General features: G+C 37.8%; 14 protein-coding genes, 1 riboswitch and 1 other annotated feature. Of the genes, 6 read left to right on the top strand and 8 right to left on the bottom strand.

What is annotated here, in order from left to right; translation table 11 throughout:
• Nucleotides 1–16 precede the first annotated feature (16 nt).
• Together F0161_RS04605 and F0161_RS04600 are read right to left on the bottom strand one after the other, a co-directional pair.
• On the bottom strand, nt 17–724 hold the full coding sequence (locus F0161_RS04605) for a pseudouridine synthase (RefSeq protein WP_150203858.1): 708 nt from the start codon (nt 722–724) through the stop codon (nt 17–19).
• Nucleotides 725–733: 9 nt separating this feature from the next.
• The gene (locus F0161_RS04600) at nt 734–2320 is read right to left on the bottom strand and encodes a putative polysaccharide biosynthesis protein (RefSeq protein WP_150204637.1); all 1587 of its coding nucleotides are present in this window, start codon (nt 2318–2320) and stop codon (nt 734–736) included.
• Nucleotides 2321–2611: 291 nt separating this feature from the next.
• Between F0161_RS04600 and F0161_RS04595 the strand changes: the two genes are divergently transcribed.
• Entirely contained in the window at nt 2612–3043 is a 432-nt protein-coding gene (locus tag F0161_RS04595; RefSeq protein ID WP_137602199.1) for a LytTR family DNA-binding domain-containing protein, read from the top strand.
• Nucleotides 3040–3489: a DUF3021 domain-containing protein gene (locus F0161_RS04590; protein ID WP_150203857.1), complete on the top strand. Its 450-nt coding sequence runs from the start codon at nt 3040–3042 to the stop codon at nt 3487–3489. The genes F0161_RS04595 and F0161_RS04590 overlap by 4 nt, the downstream gene beginning before the upstream one ends.
• A gap of 58 nt (nt 3490–3547) precedes the next feature.
• Here F0161_RS04590 and leuS read toward each other — a convergent pair whose 3' ends face one another.
• A complete protein-coding gene (leuS, locus tag F0161_RS04585; protein WP_150203856.1) occupies nt 3548–5965 on the bottom strand; it encodes a leucine--tRNA ligase in 2418 nt (805 codons plus the stop codon).
• 72 nt (nt 5966–6037) lie between these two features.
• Nucleotides 6038–6243 (bottom strand) — a binding site (T-box leader).
• Nucleotides 6244–6332: 89 nt separating this feature from the next.
• Here leuS and F0161_RS04580 point away from each other — a divergent pair.
• The gene (locus tag F0161_RS04580; RefSeq protein WP_150203855.1) at nt 6333–6962 is read left to right on the top strand and encodes a phosphatase PAP2 family protein; all 630 of its coding nucleotides are present in this window, start codon (nt 6333–6335) and stop codon (nt 6960–6962) included.
• Between the two features lie 2 nt (nt 6963–6964).
• Nucleotides 6965–7522, top strand: a complete 558-nt coding sequence (locus F0161_RS04575; protein WP_137602203.1) for a class I SAM-dependent methyltransferase — start codon at nt 6965–6967, stop codon at nt 7520–7522.
• Nucleotides 7523–7607: 85 nt separating this feature from the next.
• On the opposite strand, the gene metK is transcribed toward F0161_RS04575, so the two are convergent.
• Nucleotides 7608–8795 (bottom strand): methionine adenosyltransferase, encoded by a 1188-nt coding sequence (gene metK, locus F0161_RS04570; RefSeq protein ID WP_150203854.1) that lies wholly within the window; start codon nt 8793–8795, stop codon nt 7608–7610.
• A riboswitch (SMK box riboswitch) is annotated at nt 8793–8907 on the bottom strand. It overlaps the preceding gene by 3 nt.
• A 123-nt stretch (nt 8908–9030) precedes the next feature.
• Between metK and F0161_RS04565 the strand changes: the two genes are divergently transcribed.
• Nucleotides 9031–9756 (top strand): hypothetical protein, encoded by a 726-nt coding sequence (locus F0161_RS04565; protein WP_150203853.1) that lies wholly within the window; start codon nt 9031–9033, stop codon nt 9754–9756.
• A 48-nt stretch (nt 9757–9804) separates the two neighbouring features.
• Here the strand turns inward: F0161_RS04565 and F0161_RS04560 are convergent, their stop codons facing one another.
• From F0161_RS04560 to F0161_RS04550, 3 genes are all read right to left on the bottom strand, one after another.
• The gene (locus F0161_RS04560; RefSeq protein WP_150203852.1) at nt 9805–10338 is read right to left on the bottom strand and encodes a DNA-3-methyladenine glycosylase I; all 534 of its coding nucleotides are present in this window, start codon (nt 10336–10338) and stop codon (nt 9805–9807) included.
• A 135-nt stretch (nt 10339–10473) separates the two neighbouring features.
• A complete protein-coding gene (locus tag F0161_RS04555) occupies nt 10474–11010 on the bottom strand; it encodes a DNA-3-methyladenine glycosylase I (RefSeq protein WP_150203851.1) in 537 nt (178 codons plus the stop codon).
• A 114-nt stretch (nt 11011–11124) separates the two neighbouring features.
• Nucleotides 11125–12504, bottom strand: coding sequence for an amino acid permease (locus F0161_RS04550; protein WP_225423218.1), 1380 nt, complete (start codon nt 12502–12504; stop codon nt 11125–11127).
• Between the two features lie 129 nt (nt 12505–12633).
• Between F0161_RS04550 and F0161_RS04545 the strand changes: the two genes are divergently transcribed.
• The gene (locus tag F0161_RS04545; RefSeq protein WP_150203850.1) at nt 12634–13167 is read left to right on the top strand and encodes a VanZ family protein; all 534 of its coding nucleotides are present in this window, start codon (nt 12634–12636) and stop codon (nt 13165–13167) included.
• Between the two features lie 88 nt (nt 13168–13255).
• Here F0161_RS04545 and F0161_RS04540 read toward each other — a convergent pair whose 3' ends face one another.
• On the bottom strand, nt 13256–13693 hold the full coding sequence (locus F0161_RS04540) for a MarR family winged helix-turn-helix transcriptional regulator (RefSeq protein WP_150204635.1): 438 nt from the start codon (nt 13691–13693) through the stop codon (nt 13256–13258).
• Between the last annotated feature and the right edge of the window lie 111 nt (nt 13694–13804).

Genomic DNA, 13804 nt, shown 5'->3' with positions numbered 1-13804 from the left:
CTCTAGACATTTTAGTCTAGAGCTTTTTTAATTCCTCAATTTCAGACAAAGTAAGTTCACGATATTCGCCAGGAAGTAAGGCTTCATCAGTTAATCCTGCAAAGGAAACTCGATGCAGCTTAACTACTTTTTCGCCAAAAGCGCCAAACATCCGCTTTACTTCATGATATTTACCTTCATGCAATGTCAATTCAACCACCGAATCAGGATCTTGACTAATCAACCGCGCGTCATCAGCCACCGCAGTTGTGCCGTCCTTCAACTCAATGCCATCCTTGAGTTGTTGTAAATCAGTGTCAGCAATTTGTCCCGTCACCGTCGCTAAATAAGTTTTGCGTGTTTTACTTTTTGGCGAAGCCAAGCGGTGCCCTAACTTACCATCCATCATCACTAAAATAATTCCAGTCGTATCTTTATCTAACCGACCCACCGGAAATAAATCCGTTCGGTAATCTTCCGGTGTAAATAAATCCATCACCGTTTTCTCTTTTTCGTCACTGGTAGCAGTGATAACACCAGCTGGTTTATTCACCAAATAAAAATATTCGGCTTGATATTTAATTGGCTTACCATCAACAGCCACTTCATGTTCGTCGGGCTTGACTTTGAAATCATATTTCTTAGCCACTTGACCATCGACCGTCACCCGATTGTGCTTAATCAATTCATGAACTTCGTTGCGCGAACCCACTTGCTGTTCTCGTAAATACTTGTCTAATCTCATTGAGTACCCCTATTTAATGTGCAACTTAATCCGTAAACTATCCATTCTAGGTCCAAGCAGCATCTGTGCCAATCTTGATTTCAAAACAAGATAGACGTAGACCAAGCCACCACCAGCCACAGCTGGAATTAATACCAAGGCAGCGGTCACCCGTCCACTTGGATCAATCACGAAGTAAAGTAACGTCACAATCAATTTTGCTACTGCATAAGTAATAATTGAATACAGTAAAATTTGATTAATCGTTTTGAACATCTTTCTAAATGGAATGTGAAACTCATTATTTAACGAATGAATAATCAGATAACTCGTCACTGCCATCCCGACACCAGTCGACAACAGCGGTCCAATCGTCTTAAACATGAAAATCATCGGGTACTGCAAAACTAATTTGACCAGCAAGCCAATACCTAACATTTTCAAAGTCTTTATGTTTTCCGAAACGCCTTGCATAATTGCAGCGACGATTGTAAATAGTCCCATAAAAATTGCAACGTACGCTGAGATTTCTAGAATTGTTGAGCCACTAGCACTGTAACGATAGAACACCGTATAAATTGGTGTTGAGACTGCTGCTAATCCTAGTGCAGCAGGAATCATGACAAAATAAAAGAGCATTAATGCATTGGAAATTTGATTACGAATATCCCGATTATCTTTTCGAGCTCGTGCAGCTGATAACAGTGGAATTACAGCTTCTGACATCGCTGACGCTAAGGAAATAACAATCATAATCAACTTGTTGGCATTAAATGAAAATAGTGCCCACAACTGATTTAACTGCCACATCGAGTAACTACCGACACGCTGCATTGCATCAAAGAAAGTATACTGATCAATTAATTGAAAAATAATCGTCCCAGAACTTACGATAACGAATGGGATGGCCTGAATAATAATATCTTTAATCAGAGTCCAAGATGAAATCACGAGTTCATCATTACTATTGTCTCTAAGATCATTCATTTGCTTCCGGTTCTTTAACCAGTAATAGCCCAGAATGATAATGCCACCAATTGCTCCAATAAAGGCGGCAAAAGTTGAATGCACCACGGCAGTTTTCCAACTACCATGCATAATTTTCATGATGACATATGTACTTGCCAACATATAAATAACGCGGAACAGTTGCTCATTAAATTGTGAAATGGCAGAAGGTGCCATTTGATGATATCCCTGAAATAAGCCCCGACTGAGACTCATCCCCGGAATCACCAAAACAGCTACTGCTAGTGAACGTAATACCGGGACTACATTAGCATCCCCGTTGGCCAACAGTGGCGCACCAAAGAATAAAATCATCGCTGAAATTAAACCGGTAAACGCAGATACCAGCATCCCATGCTTATAAAGACGCCGTCCCACTCCATATTCATTTAACTCATTGTAATGTGATACCAACTTAGAGACTGCGGCAGGAATCCCGGCAGTAGCCGCCATTAAGAACAGACTATAGATATTATAGCCTTTACTAAATAAGGCATTAGCTTGATCACTATATGCCCCTAGCCATGTTACCCATGGAATGATATAAATCGCACCAAGGATTCGCGAAAAAATGCTCCCTGCAGTCATCCAAACAGACCCCTGGACCATTTGCTCTTGAGCATTAAGATTCCCTGATAAATCTAATTTTCCACCATCTGCGCGCAATATACTAGTACCAACTTCCTTTTGTTTCAATCCTTACTATTCTATCGTTGAAACGTACCGGACGCAATTAATTTTTTGCAAAGTTTTACTGAAGTGCAAAAACTTAAGCTGAATTTAAAAAAATCTCAATAGAAAAATGGCCAACTATCCTCCCCCACAAACCACTCATCCTTAAAAGATAGAATTATTAAAGTCACTGGGTTATTCTTTTGATAAGGGGAAGGAGGACCCAAAATGAAAGTTAATTTTATGCAAAATGAACAACTAATTGATAATCTAATTGTTCTGCAAGCTAAACAAATGAATGTAGAGATTGAACAAATCATTCGCAACATTGAAAATAAACCCCATTCGTTGACGGGAACACTTAATGACAGAACACTTTCCCAACCCACTCAAAATTTTGTGAGAATCTATACTGCTCAAAAGAAGGTGTTTGGTGTTACGTTGACTGAAGAGATAATTCTAAATTCTCGTCTTTATGAACTTGAAGCCATCTTGCCTGATAACTTTATTCGAATTTCGAATACGGAAATCATTAACATCCATTATTTAGACAGATTAGAACTAACAAAAAACGGAATTATCAATATTCATTTTAAAAACAACGAGCAAACCAGTTCCTCGAGACGATACTTACCCAAAATAAAGGAGCGATTATTATGATAAAAAAAATTTTATTACAATTAACCAAAGGCGCCGTAATCGGCGTAAATGCTGGATTACTGATTTCTCTTGCATTTAGTTATTTGTTGAAATTAAATGAATATGTTCCCGCACCTCCGCGTTTTTTAAACCATTTTCACAATCAAACAAACGCGATGTTGGTATCCGTCATAATTTGGGCAGTCATCGGAGGCGTTTTTTCCTGTACAAATTTAATTTTTTCAGAATTTGACTGGAGTATCACTAAAATGACGATTGTTCATTTCGGTATTACCTTTTTCCTCTTTTTGCCGCTTGCCTTAATAGCTGGGTGGTTTCCATTCTCCTTGTTTAATATTTCAGCATTTTTCGTTGAATTTGGAATTATTTACAGCATAATTTGGATCATTTCTATGCTGCAGACGAAAAAGGAAATTAATAAAATTAATGCTCGTTTATTGAAGTAACAAAGACGGCCTCAGGAAAAAATCTCCTGAGGCCTTTTTAGTACGATTAGAATTCTATTTAAATAACAATATTAACAATCTTGCCTGGAACCACGATTAACTTACGAATATCTTGTCCATCAATGGTTGAATGAACATGTTCATTAGCCAATGCTATTTTTTGAACAGCAGCTTTATCTAAGTCTTTGGCAACTTTAATGTGTCCCTTAACTTTACCATTAACTTGAACTACCATTTCAATTTCATCTTCAACTAATTGACTTTCGTCATATGTTGGCCATGTTTGATAAGCAATCGTATCACTTTCATTAAAGAAGCTCCAAAGTTCTTCCGCCACGTGAGGCATGATCGGCGAAATCATCTTAACGAAACCTTCCATGTATTCAACTGGTAGGTCATCAACTTTATAAGCATCATTAACAAAGACCATCAATTGAGAAATTCCAGTGTTAAAATGCATTCTACCGAAATCTTCAGTAACTTTCTTAACTGTTTGATTGTAGATTTTATCTAACTTACCGTCATTGATTGTGGTAATGCGGTCGCGTAATTTGTTGTCGTCATCGACGAATAGTCGCCAAATCCGTTGAATCCACTTGTAACTACCGTGCAATCCTTTTTCACCCCACGGCACTGATTCTTCCAAAGGTCCCATGAACATTTCATAGAGACGAAGAGTATCAGCACCATATTGGTTAACAATATCATCGGGATTAACAACGTTACCCTTTGATTTAGACATTTTTTCATGGTTTTCACCGAGAATCATGCCTTGGTTAACTAATTTTTGGAATGGTTCTTTGGTTGGTACAATGCCTAAATCATAAAGGACTTTGTGCCAGAAACGTGCATACAATAAATGGAGAACCGCATGTTCTGCACCACCAACGTATAAATCAACTGGTGACCAATAGTTAAGTGCTTCTTGGCTAGCTAATTCTTTGTCATTATCTGGATCCATATAACGGAGCCAATACCAAGATGAACCGGCCCATTGTGGCATTGTGTTCGTCTCACGTTTACCCTTACGACCATTTTCATCCACAACGTTAACCCAGTCATCGATGTTGGCTAATGGACTTTCTCCAGTTCCAGATGGTTCCAATTGATTAGTATCTGGTAAGCGCAGTGGTAATTCATCTTCAGGGACTAATGTGGTTTCACCATCTTCCCATTGAATCACAGGAATTGGTTCACCCCAGTAACGTTGACGTGAGAAAATCCAGTCACGAAGACGGTAATTAACCTTCTTTTCACCGGCATGGTGTTCTTCAAGCCAGTCAATCATTTCACTAATCGCATCCGCTTTGTTCTTACCATTCAAGAATTCTGAATTGATATGAGCGCCATCTCCAACATAAGGAGCTTCTTGCACATCCCCACCTTCAATCACTGGTGTAATACGTAAATCAAATTTCTTAGCAAATTCCCAGTCACGTTCATCGTGAGCAGGTACGGCCATAATTGCACCTGTCCCATATGATGCTAAGACATAATCACCAATCCAAATTGGTAATTTATCGCCATTAACTGGATTAATGCCATAAGCACCAGTAAATACCCCAGACTTATCTTTGTTAAGATCAGTCCGTTCCAGGTCAGAACGACGAGATACTTCATCTTGGTACTTTTTAATGGCATCGGCTTGTTCTGGCGTCGTAATTTGGTCTACTAACTCGTGTTCAGGAGCTAGCACCATGTACGATGCACCAAAAAGCGTATCCGGACGAGTTGTAAAGACTTCAATCTGTGCGCCTTCATGCCCCTCAACATTAAAGAACACACTAGAACCAGTTGAACGTCCAATCCAGTTACGTTGTTGTTCTTTGATACTTTCAGGCCAATCCAAATCGTCCAAATCATCAACTAAGCGGTCAGCATATTCAGTAATTTTTAAAACCCATTGGCGCATTGGTTTGCGATAAACTGGATAACCACCACGTTCGGTTTTACCATCAACGACTTCTTCATTGGCAACCACTGTTCCACCCATAAAGTCAGGTGCCCAGTTAACCATAATTTTATCTTCGTAAGCTAAGCCTTTTTTGTAAAGTTGTTCAAAAATCCATTGGGTCCATTTGTAAAATTTAGGATCAGTGGTATTGATTTCTCGATCCCAATCATAAGAGAATCCAAGTGATTGGATTTGCTTTTTAAAGACTTGGATATTTTGATTGGTAAAATCTTTAGGGTTATTACCGGTTTTTAATGCGTATTGTTCTGCAGGTAAACCAAACGCATCCCAACCCATTGGATGCAAAACATTGAACCCTTGCATTCTGTGCATCCGAGAAACTGCATCAGTGGCAGTATAACCTTCGGGATGTCCAACGTGTAGTCCTTGCCCAGAAGGATAAGGGAACATATCTAAGGCATAATACTTTGGCTTATCATTATTAATTGTTGCCTTAAACGTCTTGTTATCTTGCCAAAATTTTTGCCATTTTTTTTCAATCGCATCATGTTCGTATGCCATGTTATTCTCTTCTTCCTTAAAAATATTATGTATTTTTGTTGTTGAAATAAAAAAATCCCATAGGAAAAACTCCTATAGGACGAATAAACTCCGCGGTACCACCCATTTTCTACATTACTGTAGCGCTTGTCTTTCGTAACGCGAAATCACGTTTTCACTTACTTAGTTCAGCGAAAAGTTTTTAAAGGTGAGTTCAAAAACTAATATTTCCACGTTCACACTAGCACGCAGTCTCTTTAAAATACCAGAAATTTACTATTCCTTTTCAACAATCAAATATTGATACAATAGTACCAAACCAATCCCGTCTTTGCAAGGTGGCTGATGTGGTAGACTAAAGATATAAACTTAACAAGGATGAAGATAAATGATTACACAACGGATAAGTAAAACTCAGGCAGCCTTCTTTGTTGCCGCCCTCCTAATTTTTATCGCCCTATTGACCGGTATCAAAATGAATGCCAACTGGGTGCACACATTTGATCAGACCATCATTAACTTGATTCGCCAATTTTCACCATCAAAAACGGCCTTTTTTAAAGCCTATACTGTGTTCTTTAACACTCTACCGATTATGATTGTCGTGGTGGTTGGTGTTGCGGTCTTGTTCATGTACAAATTTTATCGGATTGGTTTCTTTTTCTTACTGATTCCACTAGTTGGTTCAATAATCAACGTGGGTATTAAAGACATGATTGATCGTGCTCGCCCACAAACTAACCAGCTATTACATTATGGCGGTTACAGTTTTCCAAGTGGTCACTCTGCGATTGCGACTTTGGTGTTCGGTTCAATTATTCTTCTAGTTCAACGGCTCCCAATTCCTCGCTACGTGAAATGGTTATTAATCGCTATTTTGTTGTTTGCCATCTTGTTAGTAGGAATCTCACGGATTTATATTGGCGTTCACTATCCCAGTGATGTCCTGGCAGGTTTTTGTCTTGGATTTATAGTCATTACCATTGGTCAATTTGTATTTAAAATAAAGAAGACATGATTATGAAATTAGCTCCTGCACTACAATACAGTCACGAATTATTAAAAAATACCGTTCGCCCTGGTGAAACCGTCGTTGATGCAACTGTTGGTAATGGTCATGACACTCAATTTTTAGCTGAATTAGTTGGTAATTCTGGTCAAGTACTTGGCTTTGACATTCAACCAGCAGCAATCCAAGCCACTACCACCAGATTAGCCGCTGCCAATTTACAAAATGTTTCACTGTACCAAACTGGACATCAAAACGTTGACCAATATCTATCCACAGATCTGTCCGCAGCCATTTTTAACTTAGGCTATTTGCCAAGTGGTGATAAGTCAGTAATTACTCACGGACAAACCACCATTGAAGCTGTTCAAAAAATGTTACCTCACTTAAGGACGGAAGGTTTGATTTGTTTAGTTGTGTATTATGGACATCCTGGCGGGAATGACGAAAGAATTGCTGTGGAAAAATTTACTGCCACTCTCCCACAAAAAGAATTTAATGTCCTCGAATATCAATTTGTTAATCAAGCCCATACGCCACCTAAATTAATTGTGATTCAAAAACGTTAATTGTGATTCCACATAAAAAACAACTCACCTAAAAATTTTAGATGAGTTGCTTTTTTGTCTGCATTAATGGCAAACCTTTTTATAATTATGCTAATTCTTCTTTTAGTGCATCAATCTTATCAAGATGTTCCCAAGGTAAATCAATATCTGTCCGACCAAAATGTCCATAAGCAGCAGTTTGCTTGTAAATTGGACGTTGTAAATCAAGCATTTGAATGATACCTTGTGGACGTAAATCAAAGTTATGGCGGATAGCTTCTGTTAACGCAGCATTTGTGACCGTTCCAGTACCAAATGTATCAACTGAAACGGAAACTGGTTGTGCAACACCAATTGCATAGGCTAATTGAACTTCAACCTTCTTGGCAAAACCAGCGGCCACGATATTTTTGGCAATATAACGCGCGGCATAACTAGCTGAACGGTCAACTTTCGTTGCGTCCTTACCAGAAAAGGCACCACCACCATGATGAGCTGCACCACCATAAGTATCAACAATCACTTTACGTCCTGTCAATCCGGCATCCCCTTGAGGACCACCAATCACAAAACGACCAGTTGGATTAATATAATATTTGGTTTTATCGTCCAACAATTCAGCTGGAATGACATTTTTAATAACCTGTTCAATGACATCCTTACGAATTTGCTCCAACGAAACTTCTTCATCATGTTGAGTACTCAAAACAACCGTATCAACACGTTCTGGGACGTTGTTATCATCGTATTCGATGGTAACTTCGGCCTTTGCGTCAGGACGCAAATATTTCAACGCACCAGAATGACGTAATTTAGCAATTCGTTGCATCAACTTATGACTCAACGAAAGCGCTAATGGCATCAATTCAGGTGTTTCATCAGTAGCATAACCAAACATTAAACCTTGATCACCGGCACCAATTTGGTCGAGTGGATCAACATCACCATCACGACGTTCAAGAGCTTCATCGACTCCTTGAGCAATATCAGGTGATTGTTCATCTAATGCTACTAACACGGCACAAGTGTCTCCATCAAAACCAATCTTTGAATCGTTATAGCCGATTTTTTTGATTGTATCGCGGACAACACCTTGAATATCAACATAAGCAGAGGTTGATACTTCACCGAAAACTAACACCAATCCGGTAGTAACTGATGTTTCGCAGGCAACACGAGCATGTGGATCTTGTTCTAACATCGCATCCAAAATTGCATCACTAATTTGATCAGCAATTTTATCCGGATGTCCTTCTGAGACTGACTCAGATGTAAATAAATGTCGTTCTGACATAAAAAAATTCCCCCTATTTGCGGTTTGAAATTCATTCCAGATGAATTTCTAATTGCGGTTACAAGGCATCTTCACAGGCGTGAATCCTATCGGGAATGGACTTATAACTTTACAATCCTAACATAAAGTTAGTATTAGAATCAATTTAATTTACCGTTAATAATCTTAAATCCAATTGACGTAACGGTAAATATTAATTAACATATAACATAAATAAATTACTCAGAGGTGCGCCGTGTTTACACAACTTATTTCAAGATGGCGAGAAATCAATTGGAAAGTACTCATTATTTCCCTCATAATTCAACTCAGCATTTGGTTTTATATTCCCATTCGATATGCCAAAGGCGTCTCCACTGCTACATTTGAATTTAACTTGTGGCTGGTTGGACTATACACAGCTACGATTGCCATTTCATCGTTTCTGATTTTTAGTTCAAATTTTAAATCACCGTTTGCGATGTTATCCATCTTGGCCAGTTTTATCTTAGCGTTCTCCGGTGTCATCAAAGGAAACCTCACATTACTTTTATTATTACTTCTGCTTCCAATTTTCTTATTAATCGTTCAAATCGGCTTTGCACAACTAAAAAATGAATATGGGTTGATTATTTATAGTTTGTTAGTGACGGTCAGCGTTCCAGCCACGATTGCCTTCATGTCGGTGCATTTTCTCTCATGGTCGTTCATTCAAACACTAATTCCGTTATTTTTCTTATCATCCTTGTTCCTAACACCGGCCTTTGTTGAAAAAAACAACTTTATTTTTTCAATTATTAATACAGTTAGCGCCATCATTTTTATCATCTTAGTTTTAACTCAATCAATCTCGGTTAGATCCATTTTGGCGATTCTCTTAGTAGTCCTTGGCTGGTTTGGCATGCATAACTTTCCAAACATGAAACATCAATACGTCACCTATAGTTTTCTCGAATTACTAGTTGTCTTATTGATTTACTAAAAATAACCTCAAATACAGTGGCTTTTCACATGTATTGAGGCTATTTTTTTATAACCGGGCATCAATCATCCCCGCCGCTAACATAAACGAATAAATTGTGACTGGCCCTACCAACTTGAACCCATCTTTATGCATTTGTTTGGCAATTTTGGCAGACAATCTAGTTTGCGAAGGTAGCCTTTCATCTGCTGACACCTTCAACTTACATGGCTGAAATTCAACAAACCCCCACACGTAATTATTAAAGGTTAACCCATTTTCGCGCATCTCTAAAATGATCTTAGCGTTGTTAATTGTTGCTTCCAATTTCATTCGATTACGAATTACCTCCGGATTAATGAGCATTAGTTTGACATGTGCATCTCCCATATTCGCAACTTTATCAATCCGGTACTCACAAAAATAATGACGAAAGCCATCTCGTTTGTTCAACACCGTCTGGCGGCTTAACCCAATTTGGTAAGATTGCATACATAGAATTTCAAATAATTTTTGATCATCATGTTCTTCAAAACCCAACTCATCGTCGTAGTAATCCTGTAAAACAGTTGTTTTTTCTGCCCAACTAGGTCGATTTATCATTGTTGTTGCCTCCTTTAGCTTATATTATTTAAATACGCTAAATTGCAGCAAAATACATTTATTAAATGTTGATTAATTTACTTGTATAATACAACTAAATTAATGCAAAAATAAAAAGCCGTAAATGACGACTAATTAATCGACTAACATCCCAATGGCAAACATATAAGTAAACAGTGTGACTGGTCCAACAAACTTAAAGCCATCTTTTTTCATTTGTTTAGCCATTTGCTGTGACAATTCATTTTCAACCACTCGACCACCATCAGCGTCGCGAACAATTTTTTGTGGCTTACCATCAACAAAGCTCCATAAATAATGATCAAACGTTTGACCTGACGATTGAATTTTTTGAACAACCTTGGCGTTGTTCACAGTTGAATCAAGTTTTCGCTTATTACGAATAATTGCTGAATTTTCCATCATATCATTGATGGCCCCTTCTGAAATTTTCGCAACTTGATCAATATCATAATTATCAAACGCTTTTCTAAAAGCATCGCGTTTCATTAAAACTGTTTCCCAACTGAGCCCCGTCTGATATGTTTCTAAACTCAAGATTTCAAATAATTTCTGATCATCATGTTGTTCTACACCCCACTCGTGGTCATGATACTCACGAAGCTCCGGTGACTTTTCCGCCCAATCAGGGCGATGATGTTGATTTGCCATATTACTTAACCTCCCACAGTTGATACTCACTTTATACCACAACCGCTGACGCATTCAAAAGAATAAGATTTAGCCAACAAAAAAGCCGATTTATCATCGACTTGAAAGATGCAACTATGCAATTTTTTTATCATTATGTTTTTTAACAAAGTATAGGACACAGAACCAGACGACTGACAAAATCAGTGCGACTAAGGTTTCATGCTTAAAGCACAAAATGACAGCCACTGCAGCCAAGAAAACTAAGATGAAATAATCACTGACTGGTGCAAATGGTGTCTTAAATTCAGATTTTTTACCTTTTTCGGTCTTCTTAAATTTCAAGTGAGTTAAAATAATAATGCCCCAAATGAAGATAAAACAAGTCGTTGCAACCGTTGAAACTAAAGTAAATACCTGACTAGGAATTAAATAATTCAACGCCACCGAAATAGCAATAATAACACATGACACGTACAAGGCATTGGCCGGTACATGGTGTTTTGATAATTTACTAATTCGACGAACTTTCTGATTTTTTGATGAAGCAGTTAATTCTGCTAACATCCGTCCTGTGGTGTACAGTGAACTATTACATGCTGAGGCCGCCGCGGTAATCACGACGAAATTAATCACACTTGCGGCAGCTGTAATTCCAATATCTTTAAAGACCATTACAAATGGGCTTTGTGATGCTTGCAACTGATTCCATGGGTAGATACACATAATAATAAAGAGTGCTCCAACATAAAAAATAATAATTCGAATTGGAATGTCATTGATAGCTTTAGGCAACACTGTTTTGGGATCTTGAGTTTCGGCGGCAGTCATACCGACCATTTCAATACCAATAAAACTAAAGATAACCATTTGAAACGAGAGCAAAAAGCCCTTCATCCCTGTTGGAAAGAAGCCACCATGAGTGACCAAGTTAGCGACGGTAACATGTCCAGATGGCGTTTTATAACTCACGATGAGCATCACAATTCCGGCAACAATCAAGCCAATAATGGCAACAATTTTAATTAATGAAAACCAAAATTCAACCTCGCCAAACGCCCCAACAGTAATTAAATTAACACCTAGTAAAATGATTAGAAAGACTAACCCCGGTACCCATTGGGGAACTCCCGGCAGCCAAAGTTGAACATAAATACCAATCGCGGTCATTTCGGCCATGGCAATTGTGACCCAACAAATCCAATAGGTCCAACCAGTAATAAAGCCAGCTGTATCTCCCAAGTATTCACGTACAGCTTCCACAAATGAGTGGTAGCCTAAGTTTGAGAGCAATAATTCACCTAACGCTCTCATAAGTAAAAAACATACCATTCCAGTTAAAATGTATGCTAGGATAATTGATGGTCCCGCTAATCGAATAGATTGGCCCGAGCCTAAGAATAATCCAGTTCCAATTGTGCCTCCAATGGCTATCAATTGAACATGTCGATTCTTTAAATTACGCGCTAGTTCCGTGGTATCTTGCGTATCCATTTGATCACTCACTTCTCTCATCTTCATTATTAATTGATTTGCGCATATTTGTATCAATTAAATTCATGTTAAAAATTATATCGAAAATTTACCATAATTTCCAATTTTTTGGCTGTAATCTATCATCACTATATTAGGAGAACCCTTGCCATGCTTAAATGGATACCATTTATTTTTATTTTTTTAATTCTAATAATTATTCTCATTTATCTCATTTTTAAACGTCATGATACGCTATTCCCCAAAATGACACTAATTGGTGCTTGGGTTTATGCTTTCTTCATCTGTCGGATTTGTTTCGCCCCGGTATCTTTTGGGTTCACCTCACCTCATGAAATCCATTATTTTTTGTTTGATGGTATTATTTTCAATTTAATTCCATTTCAATCGTTAGACACTGCGTTTTGGATGAACGTCTTGATGACTGTGCCAGCCGGCATCTTCTACCAATTAATTATTCAACCAACCAAAATAAGTCACAAGGTTTTATTAGGGATTGGCACAGGCATTTTCTTAGAATGTACCCAAATGATTATCAATTTTCTTGTCCATCTTGGACGTTGGGTCGAAGTCGATGATCTAATTACGAATGCATGTGGCGTTTGGATTGGCATGATAATTGTCTATTTCTTACTCAAATCACCTCTACAACAATTAACCCGTAAATTCATGGTTAATAAATAATTTGGTATATACAAAAAGACATCATAGCTGGATTTATTGAAATCTCGTTATGATGTCTTTTTAATTTGTTGTCCAAACTGACAGCAATTTATTCTAATTGCTTTTGTAATTCATCCGCTAATTTTTTGTTGTCTTCGAGTAATTGATGATATCGATTTATATCAAACTGGTCTTGCGAAATACAATTAGCAATCGCTTCAACGATGGGTGCTTGAATGGCTTCTCCGGCATTGGTGAGTGAAACCACTAGTTGTCTCTTGTCCGTTTGAGGTCGAACACGAGTAATCAACTCTTTTTCTTCAAGTCTTTTGAGAAGCGGTGTCAGTGTATTACTAGATAGGCCAATCTCAGCACCTAATTCTTGTAATTGTTGCTGATCTCGTTCCCAAAGTGATAACAAAACCAAGTATTGAGGATACGTAATTTTGAAGGGTTCAAGCGCTTTTTGGTAGAACTTATTAAATAACCGATTAGCATTGTAAATCGAAAAACACAGTTGATTGGTTAATTTCAAATCTTCACTTATCATCGAAAACTCCTTTTAATTAATCGTACACGATTAATGTACTGCTAACGAGATTAAAAATCAATCTTAGATTTTAATTGTATTATACAAAAGCCTATAGACAGAGATATT

Origin of the sequence: Paucilactobacillus nenjiangensis, from assembly GCF_008632615.1 — a bacterium.
Taxonomy (GTDB): Bacteria; Bacillota; Bacilli; order Lactobacillales; family Lactobacillaceae; genus Paucilactobacillus; species Paucilactobacillus nenjiangensis.
The sequence above is the reverse complement of the archived record's forward strand: the minus strand, read 5'-3'. Positions and strand labels throughout refer to the sequence as shown.

What these genes read in the sequence shown, in the direction of transcription:
- F0161_RS04605 (WP_150203858.1), bottom strand. Translation starts at nt 724, where the DNA reads ATGAGATTAGACAAGTATTTACGAGAACAGCAAGTGGGTTCGCGCAAC.
- F0161_RS04600 (WP_150204637.1), bottom strand. Translation starts at nt 2,320, where the DNA reads ATGGTCCAGGGGTCTGTTTGGATGACTGCAGGGAGCATTTTTTCGCGA.
- F0161_RS04595 (WP_137602199.1), top strand. Translation starts at nt 2,612, where the DNA reads ATGAAAGTTAATTTTATGCAAAATGAACAACTAATTGATAATCTAATT.
- F0161_RS04590 (WP_150203857.1), top strand. Translation starts at nt 3,040, where the DNA reads ATGATAAAAAAAATTTTATTACAATTAACCAAAGGCGCCGTAATCGGC.
- leuS (WP_150203856.1), bottom strand. Translation starts at nt 5,965, where the DNA reads ATGGCATACGAACATGATGCGATTGAAAAAAAATGGCAAAAATTTTGG.
- F0161_RS04580 (WP_150203855.1), top strand. Translation starts at nt 6,333, where the DNA reads ATGATTACACAACGGATAAGTAAAACTCAGGCAGCCTTCTTTGTTGCC.
- F0161_RS04575 (WP_137602203.1), top strand. Translation starts at nt 6,965, where the DNA reads ATGAAATTAGCTCCTGCACTACAATACAGTCACGAATTATTAAAAAAT.
- metK (WP_150203854.1), bottom strand. Translation starts at nt 8,795, where the DNA reads ATGTCAGAACGACATTTATTTACATCTGAGTCAGTCTCAGAAGGACAT.
- F0161_RS04560 (WP_150203852.1), bottom strand. Translation starts at nt 10,338, where the DNA reads ATGATAAATCGACCTAGTTGGGCAGAAAAAACAACTGTTTTACAGGAT.
- F0161_RS04555 (WP_150203851.1), bottom strand. Translation starts at nt 11,010, where the DNA reads ATGGCAAATCAACATCATCGCCCTGATTGGGCGGAAAAGTCACCGGAG.
- F0161_RS04550 (WP_225423218.1), bottom strand. Translation starts at nt 12,504, where the DNA reads ATGAGAGAAGTGAGTGATCAAATGGATACGCAAGATACCACGGAACTA.
- F0161_RS04545 (WP_150203850.1), top strand. Translation starts at nt 12,634, where the DNA reads ATGCTTAAATGGATACCATTTATTTTTATTTTTTTAATTCTAATAATT.